The 23,509-nt window shown below is 70.0% G+C and carries 17 protein-coding genes; 5 read left to right on the top strand and 12 right to left on the bottom strand.

The genetic code is table 11. The features are described from left to right. Nucleotides 1-539: 539 nt before the first annotated feature. Nucleotides 540-2,279 carry a DUF4192 domain-containing protein gene (locus tag ACPT94_RS29490; protein WP_425247222.1) on the bottom strand — a complete coding sequence of 580 codons (1,740 nt, stop codon included), beginning with the start codon at nucleotides 2,277-2,279 and terminating at the stop codon, nucleotides 540-542. 128 nt (nucleotides 2,280-2,407) lie between these two features. Here ACPT94_RS29490 and ACPT94_RS29485 point away from each other — a divergent pair, with 128 nt between their 5' ends. Both ACPT94_RS29485 and ACPT94_RS29480 read left to right on the top strand, forming a co-directional pair. Continuing rightward, a complete protein-coding gene (locus ACPT94_RS29485; protein WP_360343572.1) occupies nucleotides 2,408-4,573 on the top strand; it encodes a RecQ family ATP-dependent DNA helicase in 2,166 nt (721 codons plus the stop codon). 314 nt (nucleotides 4,574-4,887) lie between these two features. After that, a complete protein-coding gene (locus tag ACPT94_RS29480) occupies nucleotides 4,888-5,511 on the top strand; it encodes a hypothetical protein (protein ID WP_360343569.1) in 624 nt (207 codons plus the stop codon). 317 nt (nucleotides 5,512-5,828) lie between these two features. Here the strand turns inward: ACPT94_RS29480 and ACPT94_RS29475 are convergent, their stop codons facing one another. The 3 genes from ACPT94_RS29475 to ACPT94_RS29465 form a co-directional block, all read right to left on the bottom strand. Next, entirely contained in the window at nucleotides 5,829-6,464 is a 636-nt protein-coding gene (locus ACPT94_RS29475) for a hypothetical protein (RefSeq protein WP_425247221.1), read from the bottom strand. 68 nt (nucleotides 6,465-6,532) lie between these two features. Beyond that, nucleotides 6,533-7,234 carry a ribonuclease HII gene (gene rnhB, locus ACPT94_RS29470; RefSeq protein ID WP_360343563.1) on the bottom strand — a complete coding sequence of 234 codons (702 nt, stop codon included), beginning with the start codon at nucleotides 7,232-7,234 and terminating at the stop codon, nucleotides 6,533-6,535. Between the two features lie 93 nt (nucleotides 7,235-7,327). Then, a complete protein-coding gene (locus ACPT94_RS29465) occupies nucleotides 7,328-7,951 on the bottom strand; it encodes a TetR/AcrR family transcriptional regulator (RefSeq protein WP_360343560.1) in 624 nt (207 codons plus the stop codon). A gap of 190 nt (nucleotides 7,952-8,141) precedes the next feature. Between ACPT94_RS29465 and ACPT94_RS29460 the strand changes: the two genes are divergently transcribed. Beyond that, nucleotides 8,142-9,689, top strand: a complete 1,548-nt coding sequence (locus tag ACPT94_RS29460) for an MFS transporter (protein ID WP_360343557.1) — start codon at nucleotides 8,142-8,144, stop codon at nucleotides 9,687-9,689. A gap of 366 nt (nucleotides 9,690-10,055) precedes the next feature. Here ACPT94_RS29460 and ACPT94_RS29455 read toward each other — a convergent pair whose 3' ends face one another. The 3 genes from ACPT94_RS29455 to ACPT94_RS29445 form a co-directional block, all read right to left on the bottom strand. Further along, entirely contained in the window at nucleotides 10,056-10,961 is a 906-nt protein-coding gene (locus tag ACPT94_RS29455; protein WP_425247220.1) for an ADP-ribosylglycohydrolase family protein, read from the bottom strand. A 12-nt stretch (nucleotides 10,962-10,973) separates the two neighbouring features. Next, nucleotides 10,974-11,633, bottom strand: coding sequence for a histidine phosphatase family protein (locus tag ACPT94_RS29450; RefSeq protein WP_360343551.1), 660 nt, complete (start codon nucleotides 11,631-11,633; stop codon nucleotides 10,974-10,976). Nucleotides 11,634-11,751: 118 nt separating this feature from the next. Further along, nucleotides 11,752-12,357 (bottom strand): YdbC family protein, encoded by a 606-nt coding sequence (locus tag ACPT94_RS29445; protein ID WP_360343548.1) that lies wholly within the window; start codon nucleotides 12,355-12,357, stop codon nucleotides 11,752-11,754. Between the two features lie 153 nt (nucleotides 12,358-12,510). On the opposite strand from ACPT94_RS29445, the gene ACPT94_RS29440 reads away from it, so the two are divergent. Next, complete coding sequence (locus ACPT94_RS29440; protein WP_425247232.1) at nucleotides 12,511-13,044, top strand: TerD family protein; 534 nt, start codon at nucleotides 12,511-12,513, stop codon at nucleotides 13,042-13,044. A gap of 125 nt (nucleotides 13,045-13,169) precedes the next feature. Here ACPT94_RS29440 and ACPT94_RS29435 read toward each other — a convergent pair whose 3' ends face one another. After that, nucleotides 13,170-16,064: a vitamin B12-dependent ribonucleotide reductase gene (locus ACPT94_RS29435; RefSeq protein ID WP_425247219.1), complete on the bottom strand. Its 2,895-nt coding sequence runs from the start codon at nucleotides 16,062-16,064 to the stop codon at nucleotides 13,170-13,172. Nucleotides 16,065-16,228: 164 nt separating this feature from the next. Continuing rightward, the gene (gene nrdR / locus ACPT94_RS29430; RefSeq protein WP_360343542.1) at nucleotides 16,229-16,798 is read right to left on the bottom strand and encodes a transcriptional regulator NrdR; all 570 of its coding nucleotides are present in this window, start codon (nucleotides 16,796-16,798) and stop codon (nucleotides 16,229-16,231) included. A gap of 584 nt (nucleotides 16,799-17,382) precedes the next feature. Here nrdR and lexA point away from each other — a divergent pair. Further along, nucleotides 17,383-18,162, top strand: coding sequence for a transcriptional repressor LexA (gene lexA, locus ACPT94_RS29425; RefSeq protein WP_360343539.1), 780 nt, complete (start codon nucleotides 17,383-17,385; stop codon nucleotides 18,160-18,162). 136 nt (nucleotides 18,163-18,298) lie between these two features. Here lexA and ACPT94_RS29420 read toward each other — a convergent pair whose 3' ends face one another. The 3 genes from ACPT94_RS29420 to ACPT94_RS29410 form a co-directional block, all read right to left on the bottom strand. Then, complete coding sequence (locus ACPT94_RS29420) at nucleotides 18,299-20,275, bottom strand: ATP-dependent DNA helicase (protein ID WP_425247218.1); 1,977 nt, start codon at nucleotides 20,273-20,275, stop codon at nucleotides 18,299-18,301. A gap of 223 nt (nucleotides 20,276-20,498) precedes the next feature. Continuing rightward, nucleotides 20,499-21,182: a GNAT family N-acetyltransferase gene (locus ACPT94_RS29415; protein ID WP_425247231.1), complete on the bottom strand. Its 684-nt coding sequence runs from the start codon at nucleotides 21,180-21,182 to the stop codon at nucleotides 20,499-20,501. Between the two features lie 47 nt (nucleotides 21,183-21,229). After that, nucleotides 21,230-23,293 (bottom strand): IucA/IucC family protein, encoded by a 2,064-nt coding sequence (locus tag ACPT94_RS29410; protein WP_360343533.1) that lies wholly within the window; start codon nucleotides 23,291-23,293, stop codon nucleotides 21,230-21,232. Nucleotides 23,294-23,509 lie beyond the last annotated feature (216 nt).

Here is a 23,509-nt window from a genome sequence, read left to right as displayed (position 1 = left end):
CGGTGGCGGGAGGGGGGACGTGTCACGGGTTCCCTGGCCTTCGGACGGGCGTGGAGCTCGCGTCGAGCCGACGGCTTGGGCGGCGCGCCGGGTGTCGCTGCTGCTCGGGGATGCGGTCCCGTTGCGTCCGGGACCGTCCGCGGGCGACAGGTCGGCACCTGCCCCGGGGAGTGGCACGAACCCGTCGAGGGCGGGGCGTTCCGCGGCGGAGGGCGGAGTCGGCTGATGCATGCGGTGACTTCCTCTGCTCTCTGTGCGCCTCGGAATGGTCGACGCCGACGGAGGACTCGGGCAGGGCAGGTGGGCAGCGGCGGCACACCCCGTGCAGGCGTTCCGCCACTCAGGTGAACGGAGCGGGGCTCACCCAGGTCACGCCCGGAGGCGGAGGCCCCACCGAATGGCGGCGGAGGTCGGATGGTGTGGTCGACCTTCGAGCGTGGCCGGCCACATCCGGTCGCCCGGTCGCCGCGGCAGGGCCCAGCCGCGCACCCCGGCGGCCGCAGGCGCCAGGGCTCGCTCGACACGGTGCCGGCAGGGTCTCACCCGTTCTCCCTCGTGTCGCCACCGTCGGGCTGCACGTCTTCCGAGCAGCTGCCGCGGCGGCGCGCGGCGGCCTTCCCCGCGGCACGCGTGGGTGGGCGTGACTCACCGCGTCCGGAAACGAGGGGACGGCTGTCACGGGACGGCCTTCGGAAGCGCAGGGTGTCGGGTCGCGACTCCGGCCTCTTCTCTGCCTCCTCCCGCGGGCTGCCACGACCGGGAGCACCGGAGGAACGGGTGCGGCGCCGTCGGCGGCCCGCTTCCCGCGCGGGTGCCGGCTCAGCCTCCTGTACGGTCGTGCTCCGCGGATCCGGTTCTTCGGCCTCCTTCGCTGCGTCGGGCCGGTCGGCGTCGCGCAGTCCGTCGCCCTGATCGCCCTCGTCCGCGTCCTCGAGCCATACGGCGTTCTCCGCGCCCTGCCACTGCGCCTTGCCCTCGTCGCTCTCGCCGCCGGACGGCCGTTCGCCCCCTGCCTCCGCCCTCCGTCCGCGCCCTTCCCGCTCGGCTCGCAGGCACCGTCGGACCGACTCCGGGTCGAGTCCCTCGTTGCACGCCTGGTGCAGGAGGCGGGCGAAGAGGTAACCGGGATCCGCGCCCAGGGCCATGGCGAGTGCCTCCCTGGCCTCCAACTCGTCCCCGCTGGACCAGGCGACCCAGCCGGCCAGCGTGAGCGGTGCTGCCGCGTGTTCTCCGTAGGGGCCGACGCAGCGACGTGCCAGCGCGCGCCAGAGACGCAGGGCGGGAGCGGCCTCGTCTCCCTCCATCCACTCGGCCGCGCGGTCGCGCGTCGCGCGGTCCTGGAGGCCGAGGATGAGAGCCGCGGTTTCGTCGGGTGTCAGCAGTTGGTCGTCTCGGTGGTCCGCCATGAGGGCCCCGGTCACGGGCGACGCTTCGGCGAAGCGCCGCATGATCCGTCCGGCCAGTTCGATCGTCTCCTCCGCCACGGCGGCGCGGCTCTCGTCCTCGAGGATCCTGGGGACCAGCGCCATGCTGGCGGTGTCGAGTGCGACCTCCTGTTCCAGCGCGGCGCCGGTCTCCAGGGGAAGCAGGCGGGCCCTCAACTCGCGCAGGGTGCCTCGGACCTGGATGCCGGCATAGGTGGCCGCCGCGGCCAGCACGGACGTACCGGGCAGGCCCATCGGTACTCCCTCGTCCGGGCAACAGCCCTCGCCGCCGCAGCAGTACGACCAGAAACGGCCGTCGGAGATGCACAGCGCCTCGATCACCGGGACGTCGAGCCGGCCGCATTCGACACGCAGTTGCTGCGCGAGGGGCTGCAGGCGTTCCATGACCTGGCGGCCCGTCTCACCCTTCGCGGGTTCCTGGCAGAGGTAGGCGACCAGCTGCGCGGGGCGGGCGCCCCTGCGTTCGCTGCCCGTCACGAGTCCCTGCGCGAGTTGCCGGGCCACGGCCCCCCAGTCGTCCGGATGCGCGGGAATGCCGAGTCGGGCGCGGCCGCCGAACCGGCCACGCCCGCCCAGGTCGTGCAGGGCGACCAGGACGATGCTGTCCTCGGGGCGGTACCCCAGCAGGTAGGGAAGGGCGTCGGCCAGTTCGGCCGGGGTCCGCAGGGTGACCTGATGTGCGGCGGGGCCTCCCGCGTACGGCGAGCGCTCGTCGTACGGGACATGGCCCTCGTACGCGGCCGCTGCGTCGTACGACGCGCGTCCGTCACATCCGTCACGGCCGGTGATGTCGCCGTTTTCGAAGGATCCAGTCGTTTCGCTGTGATTCGTCATGCGGAGACGATCTCGCGGATCTTGTGGTTCCGCTTGCGCCTGTGGATAAGTCTGATCAGGGGCACGACAGACTGGCGGTTCACGCCCGTCACGGCCGGACTGTCGGTGCCGTCCTGTTGTATGGAGGCATGGAGCACACGAGCAACACCGACCTCCGCGCCGACGCCGACGCCCTCCTCGCCCGCCTCGTCGGCGACGCCACCGGCTCGGCCCGGCTGCGCGAGGACCAGTGGAAGGCGATCGAGGCGCTGGTCGCCGACCGGCGCCGGGCCCTGGTCGTCCAGCGCACGGGCTGGGGCAAGTCCGCGGTGTATTTCGTGGCGACCGCGCTGCTCCGGGCCCGCGGCTCGGGTCCCACCGTGATCGTCTCCCCTCTGCTCGCCCTCATGCGCAACCAGGTCGAGGCCGCCGCCCGGGCCGGCATCCACGCCCGGACCATCAACTCCTCGAACACCGAGGAGTGGGAGAGCGTCCGGGCCGAGATCGCCGCGGGCGAGGTCGACGTCCTGCTCGTCAGCCCGGAACGGCTGAACAACCCGGACTTCCGCGACCAGGTCCTGCCCGAACTGGCCGCCACGACCGGACTGCTCGTGGTCGACGAGGCCCACTGCATCTCCGACTGGGGGCACGACTTCCGCCCGGACTACCGGCGGCTGCGGACCATGCTCGCCGATCTCCCGTCGGGCGTTCCCGTGCTCGCGACGACCGCGACCGCCAACGCGCGCGTGACCGCCGACGTCGCCGAACAGCTGGGCACGGGGGGCACCTCGGACGCCCTGGTGCTGCGCGGCCCGCTCGACCGCGAGAGCCTCACCCTGGGCGTGCTGCGGCTGCCGGACGCAGCGCACCGCATGGCCTGGCTCGCCGACCACCTGGACGAGCTGCCGGGCTCCGGGATCATCTACACGCTCACCGTGGCCGCCGCGGAGGAGGTCACCGCCTTCCTCCGACAGCGGGGACACACCGTCGCCTCGTACACGGGCAGGACGGAGAACGCCGACCGGCAGCAGGCCGAGGACGACCTGCTCGCCAACAAGGTCAAGGCCCTGGTCGCCACATCCGCCCTCGGGATGGGGTTCGACAAGCCCGACCTGGGTTTCGTCGTGCACCTCGGCTCACCGTCCTCCCCCATCGCCTACTACCAGCAGGTGGGTCGTGCCGGACGCGGCGTCGAGCACGCGGAGGTGCTTCTGCTGCCGGGGAAGGAGGACGAGGCGATCTGGGAGTACTTCGCGTCGCTCGCCTTCCCGTCGGAGGAGCTCGTACGCCGCACGCTCGACGTCCTTGCGCGCGCCGGCCGGCCCATGTCGCTGCCCGCGCTGGAGCCCCTGGTGGAGCTGCGCCGCTCCCGCCTGGAGACCATGCTCAAAGTGCTGGACGTGGACGGGGCGGTCAAGCGGGTCAAGGGCGGCTGGATCGCGACCGGACAGCCCTGGACGTACGAGGCCGAGCGGTACGAGTGGGTCGCGCGGCAACGCAAGGCCGAGCAGGAGGCGATGCGCCAGTACGCGTCGACGACCGGCTGCCGGATGGAGTTCCTGCAGCGCCAGCTCGACGACGACGGGGCCAGGCCCTGTGGACGCTGTGACAACTGCGCGGGTGCGCGCCACACCGCTGAGACATCCGCGACGGCGCTGGACGCCGCGCGTGTCGACCTGGGCCGCGCGGGTGTCGAGGTGGAGCCGCGCCGGATGTGGCCGACAGGCCTTCCCGCGATCGGCATGGAGCTCAAGGGGCGCATTCCGGTCGGCGAACAAGCGGCGGCCGGGCGGGCGTTGGGGCGCCTGTCGGACATCGGCTGGGGAAATCGGCTCCGCCCCATGCTGGCCGCTCCGGCGCCCGACGGGCCCGTCCCGGACGACGTCGCCAAGGCTGTGGTGGATGTCCTGGCCGACTGGGCCAAGGGCCCCGGCGGCTGGGCCTCCGGAGCGGCCGACGCGCCGCCCCGCCCGGTCGGTGTGGTCACCGTCGCCTCACGCACCCGACCGCGGCTGATCCACTCGCTGGGAGCACGCATCGCGGACGTCGGCCGGCTGCCGTTGCTGGGCGCCGTGGAGTACACCGGTGACGCCTCACCCGTCTCCAGGAGCAACAGCGCCCAGCGTCTCAAGGCACTCGACGGGATGCTGGCGGTACCGCCCGCGCTCGCCTCCGCACTGGCCGAGGCCCGAGGTCCGGTGCTCCTCGTGGACGACTACACCGAGACCGGGTGGACCCTCGCGGTCGCGGCCAGGATGCTCCGGCGTGCGGGCGCGCAGGGCGTGTTGCCTCTGGTTCTGGCGGTGCAGGGCTGACCTTCCGGCCCGGCCGGGGAGCGCTGACTCGCCGCGCATCGGCCGCAGTTTCGCGAAACAGCGCCAGCACAGGAGGTGAACGAGGGGTGTACGGCGGACACGCGCGTCACCACGTCATCATCGGGTAGGGATATAAGACACGCACCGTCGCATAACGGTCGGTGGCCCCAATTGCTCGTTGCCGCATCCAAGTTCGACAGGAAGAATTGAGGTCCGCTCCCCGTACGGCACGCCTGTGGTAGGGCTTTGCCGCGGTGTGCGCTCCCCCCGAACCCGACCCGCCCGCAGTGTGGGCCGTAGCCGAAGGGAGGCTCGTGACCTTCGGATTTGCTCCGTCCTCGGCGGCATCGTTGTCGACGTCCGCGTCCGCCGCTTCCGCCAACCGTTTGCTCGAGCCTGCGGAGTGGGCCGCGGCCGGCATCCCGCTGCTGCGCAACCCACGAGAGGTCGTCAGCGGTCTGCACGCGCGCCACCAGCCCAGGCCGTCCACGGCGGTCGTGGCCGTGCTCGATCCGGACGAACGGTTGCTGGCCAGCGCCTCGTTCACCCGGCGCCAGGCAACCGCTGACGGCTGGATGTTCCGCAACGCCCTGCTCGCCCAACTGCGCCGGGTCATCCCGCACGATCTTCGGCGCCGGACGCCGGTACGCACCGCCGTGCTGCTCTACTGCCGTGAGGGCGACGCACGCTGGACGGAAGAGGACGGCGCCTGGATGTGGGGCCTGCGTGACGCCTGCACACTGCACGGGCTGCGCTGCGGGGCGTACATCACGCTGACCCGGGACGGCTGGCAGGTCCTCGGCGAGGGGCGTGGAGGCCGCCGCCCCCACGCGGATTCGCCTCCGGAGCCCTTCGCCCTGTCCGAGGCCCCGCCTCCGTTGCCCCGAACGGGCGGCGGTGCCGCCTCGGAGGTACTGCGTCGCGCGGCCGCCCGCTGAGGAAGGCCGGCTCAGCACAGGATTCGGCAGAAACGTTCAGCCCCCGAAGCGCCAGGACGAAGCACGGAGAAAGCCCTCAAGGCAGGCGCACCCCCGCAGTCCGGGTCGCGGCACCGTCGGCGGTGACGCTTACGACTACCGCGCGTCGGGCCCCCGCGGCGCGCCTCGGGGGCGACACGGCGCACCGCTCTCGGCGCATGCCGAGGTGCGCGCGCCGAGACTTCCGTCGTCCGCGCACGCCAGGACCCACCGTGGAGGTGCCGCGACAGCGGCGCCTCCTCCAAGCCCGGGTCCTCCCCCTGCTGACCGGGACCGGCTCAGACGCCCGCGCCCAGCACCGCGTTGATCTGCTGCGGGTCACCGCAGACGATCAGCAGGGCGTCGGCCCGCTTGTGGGCCAAGGGCAGGACGGTGGCGGCAGCGGTGGCAGGACCGCCGTTGACGGCGACCACGACGACGGGGCGCACGCCCGCCCGGTCCGCGACGCCGGCGTCGGCGTAGAAGACGTCGTCTCCCGCGTCGTGCTGCGCCCAGTAGGACGCTTCACCGAAGGACAGTTCGTGGGCGGCCCAGGGGTGCTGCTCGCCAGTGGTGATCACCAGCACGTCACCCGGGGCACGCCCCGAGTCCAGGAGCAGGTCCACGGCCTCCTCGGCGGCGTCCAGCGCACCCTCGGCCGAGGCCGGGATCAACTGGATCTGGGGAGTCGCCGCAGCAGGTGTGGAAGCGGCAGAGGCGGCCGGGGCCGAGGGTCCGGGCTTGGCGGCGGCGTGCGGGGCACGCTGCACCGGCGGCGTGGGCCGGAGGGGACCAGGACGACCGGGACGCGACGGAGCCGCGGGACGGGGACCGGGTACGGGTCGAGGGGTCGGCGCGGTGCGGCCGCTGGCCGGAGTGGCGCGGGGACCCTGGGCACTCTCGTGAATCTGAGGCTCCTCGGGAATGAGAGGCATGAGCTGTTATTTATCAAACGTTGGTGCGGCTCGCGCGAGTGGGTGGCACATCAGTGCGAGCGGAATCGTCAGAAGTCGAAGCCGAGCTGACCCTCGATCTCCGGAACGCTTCCGTCCGCCCAACTGCGGGCCTTCTTGAGATGCCGCCACTGGGGCAGCGCATCAAGATACGCCCACGACAACCGGTGGTACGGAGTGGGACCCCGCTCCTCCAGTGCGGCCTTGTGCACGGGCGACGGATACCCGGCGTTGTCCGCAAAACCGAAGTCTGCATGGTCGATACCCAGTTCGGCCATCATTTTGTCGCGCTGAACCTTGGCGATCACCGAGGCCGCCGCGACAGCCACGCACGAACGGTCACCCTTGATCACCGTGCGGACCTTCCAGGGGGCGCCGAGGTAGTCGTGCTTCCCGTCGAGGATCACCGCCTCGGGGCGTATCGGAAGGGCGTCCAGAGCGCGTACGGCGGCAAGCCGCAGCGCGGCCGTCATCCCCAGGTCGTCGATCTCCTCCGGAGAGGCGTGACCCAGGGCGTACGACGTCACCCACTTCTCCAGTTCCACGGCAAGCTCGTTGCGACGCTTGACGGAGAGGAGCTTGGAGTCGGTGAGCCCCACGGGCGGCCGACGCAGTCCGGTGACCGCCGCGCAGACGGTGACGGGACCGGCCCAGGCACCGCGGCCCACTTCGTCGACACCGGCAATGATCTTCGCTCCGGTCGTGGCGCGGAGGGAGCGCTCGACGGTGTGAGTAGGTGGTTCGTACGGCATGGCGCCCTTAGCGTACGCCGCCGGGATCCCCTTGCGACACCCCGGTTCCCCGAGCTGACGGCGACCGCATCCGAACCCCGCCCGGCACCCCGCTCAGCGCTCCTGCGGCCGCAGCAGTGGCAGCATGAGCTGGTCGACCATCTCTTCCAGATCCCGATCATTCCATTCGCTGGTGCACATTTTTGACCGGTACATCATCATGGCCGGGATCGCGTCCAGGACATAGCCGTTCGCCGCGTCGGGGCGCACCTCGCCTCGCCCAATTCCCCTGCTGATGACCTCATGCAGGACCTTGATCGTCGGCTCCACCACCCCTTCGAAGATCAGAGTGTAGAAGCGCTCCGCCTGAGACGGGTCGCACTCGTGAATGATCGAGCGCAGCGCGAAGCCGGGCCGGGAGAACATCGCATCGCGCGCCGTGCGGCACAGCACCACGAGATCCTCGCGCACACTCCCCAGGTCGGGTACGGCGTCCAGTCGGGGCAGCCCGGCACGCAAGGCGTCCGCGACGAGGTCCTCCTTGGACGGCCAGCGACGATAGACGGCCGCCTTGCCGGTCTGGGCTCCGGCGGCGACGCCTTCCATCGTGAGGCCGTTCCAGCCGACGGTGCCCAATTGGTCCAGGGCTGCATCGAGGATCGCGCGTTCGAGTACGGCGCCGCGCCGGCGGGAGGGGGCCGCCTGAGCGGGGGCGGCCGTCCAGCGCGAAGTAACCATCTGAGTGTCTCCAGCGGGCAGAAGAAGCGGGGATTCCGGGGAGCGGTGAGGCACCGCGCCGCAGCGACGAGCGGGGACACGCCGACCGGCGGCACCAAAAGTGAACGCTTGCGTTCACTACTGGGGACTCACTACCGTTGACGCGGCAGTGAACGCCAGCGTTCACTAACGCATTTGTGGGGGACCGATAGTGACAACCTCTCAGTTGATCCAGGACCAGAAACCGGGTGCGGCCCGCCGGGAGGGACACCCAGGCATCGCGCTCACCGTCATCGCTGCGTGCCAACTCATGGTGGTACTCGACGCGACGATTGTGAACATCGCGCTCCCGCACATTCAAGACGCGCTCAGGTTCAGCACCACCGACCTCACGTGGGTGGTCAGCGCCTACACGCTCACCTTCGGCGGTCTGCTGCTGCTCGGCGCCCGAGCCGGTGACATCCTCGGCCGACGCCGGGTGTTCCTGACCGGCATCCTGCTCTTCACCTTCGCCTCTCTCCTCGGCGGAGTGGCACAGGAGCCCTGGCAGTTGCTCGCCGCGCGCTCCTTGCAGGGCATAGGCGGCGCCATCGCGTCGCCCACCTCCCTGGCGCTCATCACCACCACATTTCCCGAAGGCCCGGAACGGAACCGGGCCTTCGGCGTCTTCGCCGCGGTGTCCGCCGGCGGCGGCGCCATCGGCCTGCTCGCGGGCGGCATGCTCACCGAGTGGCTCGACTGGCGTTGGGTGCTGTTCGTCAACGTACCCATCGGCGTCCTCATCGCCGTCCTCACCCCGCTGTACATCAGCGAGTCCGAGCGGCACCCCGGGCGCTTCGACATCGCGGGCGCGCTGACCTCGACGATCGGCATGGCATCCCTCGTCTACGCCTTCATCCGCGCGGCGGAGGAAGGCTGGGACGACGCTCTGACTCTCGGGGCCTTCGGTATCGCCCTGGTCCTGCTGGTCGCCTTCGCGTTCACGGAGATGCGAGCCAAGGAGCCGATCACTCCGCTGAAGATGTTCGCCGACCGCAACCGCTCCGGCACGTACGTGATCATGCTGAGCCTCGCCGCGGCCATGTTCGGCATGTTCTTCTACATCGTCCTCTTCGTGCAGAACGTGCTGGGCTACAGCCCGATCAAGGCCGGCCTCGCCTTCCTCCCCGTCACGGTCGCGATCGCGGTCGGTGCGGGCCTGTCGCAGCGGTTCCTGCCCGTCCTGGGCCCCAAGCCCTTCATGCTCGGCGGCTCCGCCCTCGTGGTGACCGGCCTCATCTGGCAGACCTTCATCAGCCCCGACAGCTCCTACGCGGGCGGGGTGCTCGGCCCGATGCTGGTGTTCGGGTTCGGCATGGGCCTGAACTTCGTGACGGCTACGGTCACGGCGGTGTCCGGTGTCGCCCAACACGAGGCGGGCGCCGCCTCCGGCCTGCTCAACGTCACGCAGCAGGTGGGAGGTTCGCTGGGGCTGGCCATCCTGACGACCGTCTTCGGCTCGGCCAGCAAGGACGAGGCGGAGAAGCAACTGCCGAACTTCCTCACGGACGGATCGGCGGAGCAGAAGGCCGAGTTCGCCCAGACGCAGCAACTCCCCGCTCCGTGGGGCCATGAAGTACTCGCTCATGGCATCTCGGCGGCCTTCGTCCCGGCCGCCGCGATGGCCGCGCTCGCCCTGGTGACGGCCTGGCTGGTCATCCGGGTCCGCAAGAGCGATCTGGAGGCCCTGTCGGGCTCGGCAGGCCCCATGGCCGGCTGACGAGAGCGACGCGAGGGTTTCACGGACCGACCGCGGGCTGTCACCGATGAACATCGTGTGCAAGCGCCCGCGGTCACCCGGCCGGCCGGAACAGGAGAGGGACGGAACTGTGGTCGCCCGCAGCCCGGTCGGCCGTCCCCGGAATTCCGCCACCATCCCCGACAGCCACACGATCACGCACAGCACGAACCGCATGATCCACCCCCGACACCTCTCCCGTGGTTGCCCACGCCTCTTGGGTCATCCACCGTTGTGCACTCACACCTCGCACAGCGGATGCCCGGAGAACGAGCGAATGGTCACAGAGAGTTCCCGCCGGACACGGAGAGCTTCGATCGAAGCGGCCCTGCCCGCCTCATGCCGGGATCACACAGATGCAGGCGTCCAATCCGGAAAAGCCTCCACCTGCTCCACCCAGTTCCCGGGAGGCGTCCCTGCCTTCCCCGAGGCGAGTACCCCGCCAACGATGGCGCAGGTCGTGTCCACGTCCCCGCCGACCTGCGCGGTCGTCCAGAACGCCTCCTCATAGTCGCCCAGGGCCCGAGCGGCGGACCAGAGCGCGAAGGGGACGGTGTCATGGGCCGTCGTACGCCGTCCGCAGCCCAGCACGGCGGCGACGGTGGCCGGGTCGTCGTAGTCGAGCATGTCGCGGGCGCGTCGCAGGCCCGCACCGACGGCGCTCTTCGGGACGAGGGCGATGACACCGTCCAGCAGTGCCTCCGAGGTAGGCGGCCCACCGAGCGCGCCGGCCAGCGCTGCGGCCGCGGCGACCGCCATGGCCCCGACCACCGCCTCCCGGTGCTGGTGCGTGGGGTAGGCGGAGATCTCCGCCTGGTGGGTGGCCTGCTCGGGATCATCGGCGTACCAGGCGCCCAGGGGGGCGATCCGCATGGCGGCGCCGTTGCCCCAGGACCCCTGCCCGTTGAACAGGGCGGCGGACAGTTCACGCCAGTCGCCGCCCTCCCGGACCAGCCTCAGCAGGCGGTTGACCGCAGGGCCGTAGCCGCGGTCGAAGTCGTGGTGCTCCGCGAAGGAGCGGGCCAGAGCGTCCTGATCGATGCGGTGATGGGCAGCCAGGACGGCGACGACGGAGCAGGCCATTTCCGTGTCGTCCGTCCACTGCCAGGGGCCGGGTGGCAGCTCGCGACGCTTCAGCAGCGGATAGTTCGCCGGCACGAAGAACTGTGAGCCCAGTGCGTCACCCACCGCGAGTCCACGCAGGCTGGCCAGGGCGCGCTCCAGGCGCCCGTCGGAAGAGGAGTCAGCGGTCATCGCCGTGCCACTCTATCCGCTGATGCCGTACGGCTCAGGATCTCGCCAGCGCTCGAAGGGCCGGTCCAGCGTGTACTTGCCGTCGTCTCCCAGAACGAGCATGCGCATCTCGGCGTTCCCCGGATTCGACAGCGACTCGAACTCGGCGACCGTCCAGTGGAACCAACGCATGCAGAACAGGCGCATGGCCAGGCCGTGTGTCACGATCAGCACGTTCGGTGGGTGGTCGGGGGCCTCGAAGCTGCGGAACAGGCTCTCCAGGAAGCCGCCGACCCGGTCGTACACGTCGGCTCCGCTCTCCCCCTGGGCGAAGCGGTAGAAGAAGTGCCCGTAGGCGTCGCGGTAGGCCTTCTGCAGGCGGACGTCGTCGCGGTCCTGCCAGTTCCCCCAGTCCTGCTCACGCAGCCGGGGTTCCTCGCGTACCCGTATGAGATCGGGGTCGAGGTGGAAGGCCCGCAGGGTCTCATGCGTACGCCGGTAGGGCGAGACGTACACACTGACCCGCTCGCGGCCGAACAGCTCCCGCAGGGTCTTACCCGTCTCCTCTGCCTGCCGCCAGCCTCGCTCGGTCAGGGCCAGTGCGTGGTCCGGTTCACGCTCGTACACGGTGTCATCAACATTGCCCGTTGACTCCCCGTGTCGGACAAGGACGATGCGCCGTGGTCGTGCCATGCCAAAACCCTAGATCGGATGACGGCCGATCGAGCACTCCCAGGGCCTTCGTACGGCGTAGGTCACACCGATCCCACACCACGAGGCACACAGAGCACACCGCTCGCGAGTTGGGATGTCAAACCGTCCAGGCCGGCTCGAGCTCCACGATGTCACCGGTCAGGGAGGAGATGTCCGCCTCTGTCTGGGCCCGCAGCGCAAGCCGCTCCACGCGCTCGGTGCGGTACTTGCCGTGCTCGGCCTCCGAGCGCCACATCGACAGCACCAGGAACTCATGCCCCGGCGCCTCCGCGAACAGGCCGCGGATCATGCCGGGCGAACCGGCCATGGCCGGGTTCCACACTTTCTCCTGCATCAGGGTGAAGTGCTCGGCGCGCTCCTCGTGGACCCGGCACAGGGCTACCCGGAGCAGGTCGGAGTCGGTGAAGCGGGGTTCGAAGCCCGTCTTCACGTCGAAGCGGTAGTCGAACAGGCGGACCTGTGCGTCCTTGAAGGTGCCTGCCTGGGCCGCCGCGAGCCGATCGTGCGAGCGCGCCATGAAGGAGTCGTAGAAGGCACGGCTCTCCCAGAAGGCGAAGACATGCGCGACGGAGGGCCGTCCCCTGCTCCAGCCCCCGCCCTGTCCCCGAAACCCCGGCTCCCCCAGAAGCCCCGCCCACTTTCGCTGCCCCCGCTCGAAACCGCGGCGGTCCACCACGGTGCAGCGAATCCACTTGACCAGCACCGCGCCATGGTAAGGCCAGCGGGCGTGGCGTCGGTCACGCTCGGACACAGAGCAGCCGTGCGAGCGTGCACGCGCGCGTGGCAGGATGGACAACCGGCCCTGATGAGCGGGCAGTTCGGGGCGACGGCAGACGGGGACGGGGAGGGAAGTCCGGTGAACGGCCTCAACAAGGGGATCCGCAAGGTCGAGATAGCGCTCAGGTGGGACCCGAGTCCGGCAGGGCAACCGCCCACCGATCTGGACATAGTGGCCGCCACCTACTTTGCGGACGATCCGCAGGGCGCCCCCGCCTACGTCGTGCACTTCGACAGCCGCTCCCCCGACGGCACGATCTATCTCAACCGGGACAGCAAGGACGGCAGGGGCTTCGGCTGGGACGAGGTCATGACGGTGGAGCTCGACCGGCTGGACGCGCGGTACGCGCGCGTGGTGGTCGGTGTCGTCATCCAACAGCACCCCGACCACCGGACCTTCGTCAGCGTGGTCAATCCCGCCGTCCGGATCCGCGAGGGCTACACCGACCTGGCCGAGGACGACTTCGGCGGAGTGCTCGGTTCGACGGCGGCGACGGTCGCGGAGTTCGTCCGCGTCCCGTCCGACGGATGGTCGTTCCGCTCCGGGGTCCAGGGCTTCGAGGACGACCCGGCCACGTTCACCAGGATCATGGGCCGGCTGCGCCAGTCCTGATCTTCGTCCGGCGCCGCGTCGGCAGGCCTGCCCGGACGGCGTCCGCACGAACGAGGGCGGTGGAGCCGTACACCGGCTCCACCGCCCTGTGCCAGGTCATTCACCCCTGGCCGGTACCGATGGGATCAGCTGCAACCGCTGGTCGAGCCGCAGCCCTCGCAGATGTAGCAGGAACCGGCCCGCTGCATCTTCGTACCGCAGGAGAAGCACAGCGGGGCGTCGGCCTGGATGCCAAGCTGCATCTCCACCAGTTCGGCGCTGGTGTGGGCCTGCTTCGGGGCGGGCTTGCTCGCCTCGACTTCGGCCTTGGGGCCGGTGACGGCCTTCAGGTCCGTCTGGCGCGGGGCCGACTGGGCCAGACCCTCGACGTCCACGTCCTCCTCGGCCGGCTCGTACGAACCGGTCTCCAGGTGACGCTGGCGCTCCTCGGCGGAGTGGATGCCGAGCGCGGAGCGCGTCTCGAAGGGCAGGAAGTCGAGCGCCAGGCGGCGGAAGATGTAGTCGACGATCGACTGCGCCATCCGCACGTCCGGGTCGTCCGTCATACCGGCCGGCTCGAAGCGCATGTTGGTGAACTTCGAGACGTACGTCTCCAGCGGCACGCCGTACTGGAGGCCGACGGAGACCGCGATGGAGAAGGCGTCCATCATGCCCGCGAGGGTCGAGCCCTGCTTCGACATCTTCAGGAAGACCTCGCCGAGACCGTCGTCCGGGTAGGAGTTGGCGGTCATGTAGCCCTCGGCGCCACCGACCGTGAAGGAGGTGGTGATGCCGGGACGGCCCTTGGGGAGGCGCTTGCGGACCGGGCGGTACTCGACGACCTTCTCGACCGCGGTACGGATCGTGTCCTCGGCCTTCTCCGTGATCTCGGCCTTCTCCTTCTCCTTGGTCTTCGCGGAGAGGGGCTGACCGACCTTGCAGTTGTCACGGTAGATCGCGAGCGCCTTGACGCCCAGCTTCCAGGCCTCGAAGTAGATCTCCTCGACCTCTTCGACGGTCGCCGTCTCCGGCATGTTGACCGTCTTGGAGATGGCGCCGGAGATCCACGGCTGGATCGCGGCCATCATGCGGACGTGGCCCATCGGGGAGATGGCGCGCTCGCCCATGGCGCAGTCGAACACCTCGTAGTGCTCGTGCTTGAGGCCCGGGGCGTCGATCACGTTGCCGTGCTCGGCGATGTGGGCGACGATCGCCTCGATCTGCTCCTCCTGGTAGCCCAGGCGGCGCAGGGCCTGCGGAACGGTGCCGTTGACGATCTGCATCGAGCCGCCGCCGACCAGCTTCTTGAACTTGACCAGGGCGAGGTCGGGCTCGACGCCGGTGGTGTCGCAGGACATCGCCAGGCCGATGGTGCCGGTCGGAGCCAGCACCGACGCCTGGGAGTTACGGAAACCGTTCTTCTCGCCGAGGCGCAGCACGTCCTGCCAGGCCTCCGTGGCGGCGGCCCAGACCGGGGTGTCCAGGTCGTCCATGCGCACGGCCGTGCCGTTGGCGTCGGCGTGCTGCTTCATGACGCGGTTGTGGGCGTCGGCGTTGCGGGCGTAGCCGTCGTACGGGCCGACGACCGCGGCCAGTTCGGCGGAGCGGCGGTAGGCCGTACCCGTCATCAGGGAGGTGATGGCGCCGGCGAGGGCGCGGCCGCCGTCGGAGTCGTACGCGTGGCCGGTGGCCATCAGCAGGGCGCCGAGGTTGGCGTAGCCGATGCCGAGCTGGCGGAACGCGCGCGTGTTCTCGCCGATCTTCTGGGTCGGGAAGTCCGCGAAGCAGATGGAGATGTCCATCGCGGTGATGACGAGCTCGACGACCTTCTGGAAGCGCTCGGCCTCGAAGGACTGGGTGCCCTGGCCGTCGTCCTTGAGGAACTTCATCAGGTTCAGCGAGGCCAGGTTGCAGGACGTGTTGTCCAGGTGCATGTACTCGCTGCACGGGTTCGACGCGGTGATCCGGCCGGACTCGGGGCAGGTGTGCCAGTTGTTGATGACGCCGTCGTACTGGATGCCGGGGTCGGCGCAGGCCCAGGCGGCCTCGGCGATCTTGCGGAAGAGCGCCTTGGCGTCGACCTCCTCGATCACCTCGCCGGTCATCCGGGCGCGCAGGCCGAACTTGCCGCCCTGCTCCACGGCCTGCATGAACTCGTCGTTCACACGGACGGAGTTGTTGGCGTTCTGGTACTGGACGGACGTGATGTCGTCGCCGCCCAGGTCCATGTCGAAGCCCGCGTCGCGCAGGACGCGGATCTTCTCCTCCTCCTTGACCTTGGTCTCGATGAAGTCCTCGATGTCGGGGTGGTCCACGTCGAGGACGACCATCTTGGCGGCGCGGCGGGTGGCGCCACCGGACTTGATGGTGCCGGCGGAGGCGTCGGCGCCCCGCATGAAGGAGACCGGTCCGGAAGCGTTGCCGCCGGAGGACAGCAGTTCCTTGGAGGAGCGGATGCGGGAGAGGTTCAGGCCGGCGCCGGAGCCGCCCTTGAAGATCATGCCCTCTTCCTTGTACCAGTCGAGGATCGACTCCATGGAGTCGTCGACGGACAGGATGAAGCAGGCGGAGACCTGCTGGGGCTGCGGGGTGCCGACGTTGAACCAGACGGGGCTGTTGAAGCTGAAGATCTGGTGCAGGAGGGCGTACGCCAGTTCGTGCTCGAAGATCTCGGCGTCGGCGGGCGAGGCGAAGTAGTTGTAGTCCTCGCCGGCCTTCCGGTACGTCTTCACGATGCGGTCGATGAGCTGCTTGAGGCTCACCTCGCGCTGGGGGGTGCCGACGGCACCGCGGAAGTACTTGCTGGTGACGATGTTGACCGCGTTCACCGACCAGAAGTCGGGGAACTCGACGCCACGCTGCTCGAAATTGACCGAGCCGTCGCGCCAGTTGGTCATGACGACGTCACGGTGCTCCCAGGCCACCTCGTCGTACGGGTGCACGCCGGGGGTGGTGTGGATGCGCTCGATACGCAGCCCCTTGGTGACCTTGGCCCCCTTCGCTCGGGAACCTCGTGCCGGACCGCTCGCCGTCTCTGTCATGCCGCCTCCCTGTACGGGCAAAAACGCCCTGAAATGCCACGTTGTTCCCGTGACACGGTGTTCTGTCTTGTGCTGCGGGCCCCACTCGCTACCGCCCGCAACAGGTCTTCGTGCGCCGCCGCCCGGCCGGATCCGGAGTCCGATGTCCGGTGCCGGCCCGCCTGTCAGTCGGCGGCGTGGGCGGGCTCGGGGACCTGCACGGTCCCTCCGCGCCCGCCGTCGTCTTCCCGGCTCCCCGCGACCGTGCCTGCAGCGTCCTCGCGGTCGTCGTCGTCCGCGGCGGGGTGTCCCGTCTGCTCCCTGAGTTCCGCGATGGCGGCCTCGAAGTCCTCGAGCGAGTCGAACGCCCGATAGACGGAGGCGAATCGCAGATAGGCGACGAGGTCCAGCTCCTGCAACGGGCCGAGTATGGCCAGCCCGACGTCGTGGGTGGTCAGCTCGGCGCTTCCGGTGGCCCGCACCGCCTCCTCGACCCGCTGGCCGAGCTGGGCGAGCGCGTCCTCGGTGACAGGCCGTCCCTGGCATGCCTTGCGCACACCGTTGATGACCTTGGTACGACTGAACGGCTCGGTGACCCCGGACCGCTTGACCACCATGAGCGAGCACGTCTCCACGGTCGTGAAACGACGGGAGCAGTCAGGACACTGGCGGCGCCTGCGGATCGACGTACCGTCGTCGGTCGTACGGCTGTCGACGACACGGCTGTCGGGGTGCCTGCAGAAGGGGCAGTGCATGGACTCCCAACCCTCCTCACAGCAGACTCAATAGCCTCGCTGGGCCTCATGAGCCCCTCGAAGCAGCCCCAAGCATAGGGGATCCATGAGCGTGCGCTGTCACGGGGGACCACAACTTGTGGGCTGCTGCCGCCATCCAACCACTAGATATGGGGCTTGGCTCATACACCCAGGCCATATCGCGTGTCGCACCGGAAGACCTCACACCGTGCGATTCCCCGGTCACGGCGAGCACGCGAAAAGCCGCCTGACACACTCGCGTACGACCATTTCGCCGCGGCGCGTACGGGGATAGCGTGAGCGCCACAAGGAGGAGCGGTGCGACTCTCGCGCAGAGCGGGGCCCGGTCCCCGGTTGGACGGAGGGCGGATGGCAGACTGGGGCGACACCTCACAAGGTCATCGGCCCCGGCGGTGAAGGGTACGACAAGGAGCCCCTTCTTCGACCGGACAGCGCGTTAGCCATACACCCAGACACATGATCAAGTCAGGCGATCCACGCTTTTTCACTCGAACGTGTGTTTGGCGCAACCTTTCGAAAGCAACTACCGTTGTCCAGCAGGGAGACAATCGAGAGGGGCCGACGTGACCACCACCGCAGACAGTGCCACCATCACCGCCCAGGACCGCTCCCAGGGCCGACTCGAGCCGGTGCATGCGATGAACGAAGCCACGAATCCCGAGGGGCACAAGCGCTCCCTGCCGGGCCGACCTCCAGGCATCCGGGCGGACAGCTCGGGGCTCACCGACCGGCAGCGGCGGGTGATCGAGGTCATCAGGGACTCCGTGCAGCGGCGCGGATACCCGCCGTCCATGCGGGAGATCGGCCAGGCCGTCGGCCTGTCCAGCACCTCCTCGGTCGCACACCAGCTGATGGCACTGGAGCGCAAGGGCTTCCTGCGCCGCGACCCGCACCGCCCGCGCGCGTACGAGGTGCGCGGTTCCGATCAGGCCGCCCCCGTGCAGCCCACGGACACCGCCGGCAAGCCCGCCGCGTCGTACGTCCCGCTGGTCGGCCGCATCGCCGCCGGTGGCCCGATCCTCGCCGAGGAGTCGGTCGAGGACGTCTTCCCCCTGCCCCGGCAGCTCGTCGGTGACGGTGAGCTGTTCGTGCTGAAGGTCGTGGGCGACTCGATGATCGAGGCCGCGATCTGCGACGGCGACTGGGTCACCGTCCGCCGCCAGCCCGTCGCCGAGAACGGCGACATCGTGGCCGCGATGCTCGACGGCGAAGCCACCGTCAAGCGCTTCAAGCGCGAGGACGGCCATGTGTGGCTGCTGCCGCACAACGCGGCGTACGAGCCGATCCCCGGCGACGACGCGACGATTCTCGGCAAGGTGGTGGCCGTACTGCGCCGCGTCTGAGCTCGGCGGCGGACGGGCCTTCTCGATCCGCCCCCCTGACTGGGCCCCGGGATCCCTGCGCCGGTTCCGGGGCCCTGTGCTGTGCCCGACGTCCTTGAAGAGGAAGGGCCTGCCCCGGGCTGGGACAGGCCCTTCCTTACTCCGCTTGCGCCTGCTGGGCCGCCGCGTCGATCGCCGCCAGCGACTTGCGGACCTGGTTGCGGTCCGTCGTGTACCAGAAGTCGGGCATCGACGCCTTCAGGTAGCTGCCGTAGCGGGCGGTCGCCAGGCGCTGGTCGAGGACGGCCACGACTCCGCGGTCGCCCGACGCGCGGACGAGGCGGCCCGCGCCCTGGGCCATGAGCAGCGCCGCGTGCGTGGCGGCGACGGCCATGAAGCCGTTGCCGCCGGCGTCCTCCACCGCCTTCTGGCGGGCACTCATCAGCGGGTCGTCCGGACGCGGGAACGGGATCTTGTCCATGACCACCAGTTGGCAGCTGGGGCCGGGGACGTCGACGCCCTGCCAGAGCGACAAGGTGCCGAAGAGACACGTCTTCGGATCCGCCGCGAAGTTCTTGATCAGCTCGCCGAGGGTTTCCTCGCCCTGCAGCAGGATGGGGAACTCGGGGATGCGTGTGCGCAGTTCCTCGGCGGCGAGCTGAGCGGCCCGCATGGAGGAGAAGAGGCCGAGGGTGCGCCCGCCTGCCGCCTGGATCAGTTCCGTCAGTTCGTCCAGCATGTCCCCGCGGTCGCCGTCGCGCGCCGGGCGGGCCAAGTGCTTGGCGACGTAGAGAATGCCCTGCTTGCGGTAGTCGAAGGGGGAACCGACGTCGAGGCCCTTCCACTGCGGCACGTCCTCGCCCTCCGTGCCCTCCGGGGCGAGGCCCAGGGAGGCGCCGACACCGTTGAAGTCCCCGCCCAGCTTCAAGGTCGCGGACGCCAGGATCACGGAGCGGTCCGCGAAGAGCTTCTCCCGCAGCAGGCCCGACACGGACAGGGGGGCGACGCGCAGGGAGGCACCGAAGCGGTCGTGGCGCTCGTACCAGACGACGTCGTACTCGGAGCCGTTCACGATCCGCTCCGCCACGTCGTGCACGGTCTCCACGGAGGCAAGTGCCTGCTTGCGGATCGCGTCCTCGTCCTGGACGGACTTGTCGCGAGTCGCCCCGATCGCGGTGATGACGGTGCGCGCGGCGTCACGCAGCGCCATGAGGGCATAGCCCAGATCCTCCGGGATCTCCTCGAGGCGGCCCGGCAGCGCCAGCTCCATCAGCCGCTCGAAGCCCTCGGCGGCGGTCTGGAGCTGATCGGCGGCCTTCTCGTTGACCAGCTTCGCCGCACGGCGTACCGCGCGGTTGACCTGGCCCGGAGTGAGCTCGCCGGTGGCGACTCCGGTGACCCGCGAGACCAGTTCGTGCGCCTCGTCGACAATCAGGACCTCGTGCTGCGGGAGGACCGGGGCGCCCTCGATGGCGTCGATGGCCAGCAGGGCGTGGTTGGTGACGACGACCTCGGACAGCTTGGCGCGCTCGCGGGCCATCTCCGCGAAGCACTCGGCGCCGTACGCGCATTTCGAGGCGCCCAGGCACTCCCGCGAGGAGACCGACACCTGTCCCCAGGCGCGGTCGGAGACGCCAGGGGTCAGGTCGTCGCGGTCTCCGCTCTCCGTCTCGTCCGCCCAGTCACGCAGCCTGAGTAGGTCCTGGCCGAGCTTGCTGGTGGGTGCCGCCGCCTCGAACTGGTCGAAAAGTCCCTCCTCCTCGTCCTGCGGCATGCCCTCGTGCAGACGGTGCAGGCACAGATAGTTCGACCGGCCCTTGAGCATCGCGAACTCCGGGCGGCGACGCAGCAGCGGATGCAGCGCGTCGACGGTGCGTGGCAGGTCACGCTCCACGAGCTGGCGCTGCAGCGCCAGGGTGGCGGTCGCCACGACGACTCTCTCCCCGTGCGCGAGGGCAGGCACGAGGTAACCCAGCGACTTACCGGTGCCGGTGCCGGCCTGGACCAGCAGATGGGAGCCGTCGTCGATCGCCTCCGCGACGGCTTCGGCCATGGTCACCTGGCCGGGGCGCTCCGTACCACCGACGGCGGCGACAGCGGCGTGGAGGAGTTCGGGGAGTGAGGGCTTCGTCATAGCGCGACCACCCTACGGCGCGGGACTGACAAGCGGGTGGTCGAGCCGGTGGTCAGGGGCAATGACGGTGACGGAATCAAGGAGGGCGCTTCTCAAGTCGGGGTCGGCAGAGGAACAGGAGGGTCCGAGCGGGCTCGGCAGGAAAAAGTGACGAGTCCATCGTGCAACGGGAACTGGTGCGCACCGCGCCACGTTCCATGTGTAACGACGCGACTGCACAGCGTCACAGGACGAAACGTGGATTCCGGTCTCGGAACATGAGGGCGGCTCGCTTCGCGGGCAGGTCGACCTCGGTGGAGAACCGGAAACCGGCGCTCAGGAAGGCGGCGACGGAGGGGATGTTGCGAAGGTCGGGTTCAGCGACGACGCGCCCACAGGCGGGTCTCCTGTCGAGTACGAGGTCGGCGACGGCTCTGAGCAGAACACCGCCGAGTCCTCGCCCGCGGTCGCCGGCACCACCGATGAGGAGGTGGATACCGGTGTCGTGAGGCCGGACCGGATAGTGACGGGCAAGCGGGTCGAGGTCTGCCCGGTAGATCTCCCAGTAGCTCATCGGGGTGCCCTCCAGCACGCCGAGGCACGGAACGCTGCGCCCGTCGCCGGCGAGTTGGCGACGTAGGTGCTCCTCGGTCACGGACTCGGGACCGGCCAGTTCCCAGAACGCCGCGACGGCAGGGTCGTTCATCCACCTGCCGATGCGCGGAAGATCCCTGTCGATCCGCACGGGACGGAGGTGGAACGCACCGGCGGGCGTGGGGACCGTCCCCCAGTCGCCGACGTGGTCGAGCAGGTCGGCCCCGGCCGCCCCTCCTCGGACGAGTGTGAGGAGGTCGTCGGGTGGATGCGGGTCCAGCGTGTCCTGGGCGTCAATGGGGGACACGGCGAGACTCCTCTCTCGAGGTGGGATGGGCGCGCCCCGGCAGCGAGGGGGCGGTGATCGGGGATGCGTACGGTTCAGGAACGCAGGGGGTTGGCGATGGTGACGTACACGGACTGGGTGTCGACCGGACCGACGAGTTCGTCGAGGCCGTGCAGCCGGGTCAGCAGGTTGGCCTTGCAGCGCAGGACGGGTGAGTCGAGCAGACGGGTGGGCAGCGAGCTGCGCAGCCGGTCGGGGCCGTGGGCGGCCCTGGTGAGAAACCGTCGGAAGGCGGCGAGCAGCAAGCGTTCATCGGCGAGCCGCTGGGAGCCGAACGCGCCGATGAGTCCGAGGACGTTGTTGATCCCGAGGTAGTAGGCGAAGCGCTCGTCGGTGACCTCGTCGGAGACGAAGGTGTCGCTGCGTTCGCCGATGCCGGGCAACCGGGCGTCGAGTTCCGCGCGGCGGGACTCGCGGAAGTAGTAGCCCTGGTTGTCGCGGTAGCGGCCGCCGGTGGGCCAGCCGTCGGCGTCCAGCAGGAGGAGCGTGTTCTGCTGGTGTGCTTCAAGGGCGATACCTGCTTCTCCGTCGAGCCACAGCACGGGACGGACGACCTGCTCCAGGTAGCGCAGGAACCACTCGGTGGCCACGGCCTCGCGCGGGCGGGCCGTCTTCCGAGTGAGGCGGGTGATGAGCGCGGCGAGCCGGGACGGCTGGGAGGGAGCCGGGCCCTGGACCGACAGGGACGCTTTGGCCGTGGGGTCGTCCGGTTCGGCGTTCCGTCGGGCGTACGGCCTGGGTGTGACGAGGCCGGCGATGCAGGAGACGTCGTCGGACGGTGTGAACGGGTTGTGCCGGATCATCACGTCGAGCCCCGGCACCGGGAGGCCGTCAGGCCCGTCGACGGCGAGCCAGGCGGGGTCGCGGACGATGTCGAAGCCCGGGTGGGCCGCCTGCCATTGCTTGAACAGACCGGTGCGCAGCAGGCGGTGCACCTCGACACCACGGTGGAGTTCCTTGCGGAGGTTCTCGCGACGGGAGTTGGTGATGCGCAGCCCCAGCGACAGTTTCAGCATCGCCGGGGCGCCGGAGCGGTAGACGGTTCGGACGGAAGAGGTGGGATGCCATGGGAGGCCGAGTACACCGAGGTCCCGGAGCAGTCCGGCGTCGAGCAGGGCCGCGGCCTCGGGACGGTGGCGGACCTCGCGCAGTTGCCAGGGATGCAGCGGCAGGGCGGCGTAGCCGTCGGGCAGCGGCTGCCCGGGACCGGCGAGCCGGGCCGTCAACCGGTCCGCGGGGACGGGGCGTCCGCGCTCGGTCCAGGCGGAGTCGGTGACGAGTACGGAGGGGGCGACAGCGAGCCAGTGCAAGGGGAAGGAGCCGCGCAACTCGGGTGAGTACACCGCCGCCTCGGCCTCGGAGAGACCTTCGCGGCTCTTGGGCGTCGGGTGCAGGGGGTGGCCCAGCAGCGGTGCCTGTTCGGCGGTGAGGAACAGGTCGGGTTCATCGGCCGGGCGTTCCCGGCGGGCGCTGATGAAGGCGGAGGTACGGCGGACGGAGTCGGCGACGCGGGCAACGAGATCGACGCCGTCTCCGGATGTGGTGGCGGGACCGGCCCCTGGGCCTGCGGCAGCGGGGCTCTGGTCCAGGAGGGCGTCAGGTCCTTCGCCGGCGCGTGGCTCGGGGGTTTCCCGAGCCGGGCCTTGGGTCCTGAGCGTTTCGCGGGCCAGCAGGGCCGCGACCATCACCGCGTCCGCGGGTGCGGACCGTTCGGGGGCGTTGGCCAGGTACGGGAGACCGAAGCGATGCCAGCCGGTCGGGGACCAGTAGTGGACGGGGGTGAGTAGAGCGGTGCCGCTGGCAGGCAGCGGAATGCACAGGATGCCGTCGCGGGGGGCGGACAGCCCTCTCTCGCGTACCCAGCAGCGCAGCAGGTTCTCCACGGCCGCGGCCTGGGCCGCTGTGTGCGGGTCGGGGTGGTCCAGGAGATCGGCACCGGCACGGTGCCTCGGTTCGGTGTGGAAGGAGTCTCCCTGTTGGCGGGGGACCGACAGAGCGGGAGTGGAGAACGTTGACGGGACGGGGGAGGTCGACACTGGTGCCTGGGAAGTGGCGGATGGCTGGTTCGGGGAGCCGGCGGGCTGGGGGGACGTCTTCAAGGTCGTTCCTCGTCGGATGGGGTCGGCGCGGTCGGCGGCGAAACGGGACGTGGCGGTGGCAGGTGATCCGTGCCGCGGACGCCGGGCTTCACGTCGAGACGTGGGTGCGCGGAGGGAGCGGCCCGGAGCGGGCTGTTCACCGGAGCCTGGTCGGCCCCGAGTGGGCAGTGCGTGTGTTCGCCGGTGAGGCATGGCGACGTCGCCGTACACGGGCTG

Origin of the sequence: Streptomyces aurantiaciflavus (genome assembly GCF_049808595.1) — a bacterium.
GTDB lineage: Bacteria > Actinomycetota > Actinomycetes > Streptomycetales > Streptomycetaceae > Streptomyces.
Note: the sequence above shows the minus strand (reverse complement) of the source record. Positions and strands in the feature narration are given on the sequence as shown.

Excerpts from the sequence above, each read along its gene's own strand:
- ACPT94_RS29490 (WP_425247222.1), bottom strand. The coding sequence starts at position 2,279 with ATGACGAATCACAGCGAAACGACTGGATCCTTCGAAAACGGCGACATC.
- ACPT94_RS29485 (WP_360343572.1), top strand. The coding sequence starts at position 2,408 with ATGGAGCACACGAGCAACACCGACCTCCGCGCCGACGCCGACGCCCTC.
- ACPT94_RS29475 (WP_425247221.1), bottom strand. The coding sequence starts at position 6,464 with ATGCCTCTCATTCCCGAGGAGCCTCAGATTCACGAGAGTGCCCAGGGT.
- rnhB (WP_360343563.1), bottom strand. The coding sequence starts at position 7,234 with ATGCCGTACGAACCACCTACTCACACCGTCGAGCGCTCCCTCCGCGCC.
- ACPT94_RS29465 (WP_360343560.1), bottom strand. The coding sequence starts at position 7,951 with ATGGTTACTTCGCGCTGGACGGCCGCCCCCGCTCAGGCGGCCCCCTCC.
- ACPT94_RS29455 (WP_425247220.1), bottom strand. The coding sequence starts at position 10,961 with ATGACCGCTGACTCCTCTTCCGACGGGCGCCTGGAGCGCGCCCTGGCC.
- ACPT94_RS29450 (WP_360343551.1), bottom strand. The coding sequence starts at position 11,633 with ATGGCACGACCACGGCGCATCGTCCTTGTCCGACACGGGGAGTCAACG.
- ACPT94_RS29435 (WP_425247219.1), bottom strand. The coding sequence starts at position 16,064 with ATGACAGAGACGGCGAGCGGTCCGGCACGAGGTTCCCGAGCGAAGGGG.
- nrdR (WP_360343542.1), bottom strand. The coding sequence starts at position 16,798 with ATGCACTGCCCCTTCTGCAGGCACCCCGACAGCCGTGTCGTCGACAGC.
- ACPT94_RS29420 (WP_425247218.1), bottom strand. The coding sequence starts at position 20,275 with ATGACGAAGCCCTCACTCCCCGAACTCCTCCACGCCGCTGTCGCCGCC.